Source organism: Halorubrum sp. Atlit-28R (assembly GCF_003665955.1).
Classification (GTDB): Archaea; Halobacteriota; Halobacteria; order Halobacteriales; family Haloferacaceae; genus Halorubrum; species Halorubrum tropicale.
In genome coordinates, this window is record NZ_QPLS01000191.1 from 1 (window position 1) to 478 (window position 478).

The 478-nt window shown below is 54.0% G+C and carries 1 protein-coding gene; it reads left to right on the forward strand.

Features of this window, described 5'->3' with window-relative positions:
- Positions 1 to 219: 219 nt before the first annotated feature.
- On the forward strand, positions 220 to 429 hold the full coding sequence (locus DVK06_RS19465) for a hypothetical protein (protein ID WP_233561807.1): 210 nt from the start codon (positions 220 to 222) through the stop codon (positions 427 to 429).
- Positions 430 to 478: the final 49 nt, after the last annotated feature.

Below are 478 nucleotides of genomic sequence, written 5' to 3' on the forward strand. Positions count from 1 at the left end.
TGTTTCAGATTGCTATGGTTTTGTCGGCGCCCCCAATTGACATCGTCCGACGTCAGTCAGTAGATTGTTAACCAATCTTATCTTTCGCCAGCAAACTCTCTAATGCTGGAATCGACGCCGACCACCCGCCTTCTTTTATTACACTTCATAGACAATATTCAGTTCATGCCCTCCAACCGACTCACGCCCGAAGAGTAGTACGAAATTACGTATCGGGCCATGAAGAACGCCCTCTGGCACGTACTCGGGACGAGTGTGTACCTGGTGTTTCTCATCTTCGCGGCCGCTATCGGACTGCTGACCTTCGCGCTTCCCGCGTTGGGGTCGTTCGCGCAGGGTAACTCCGGACTGTTCGTTCTCGGGGTCGGTCTCCTCGGCGTCTTCATCGCCGGATTCGCGTTCTACCGTATTTACCAACTCCTTCAGTAGGCGGCGTCCGACGCTCGAACTCTCCGTTCAGTTCGACGCTCGACTTTCT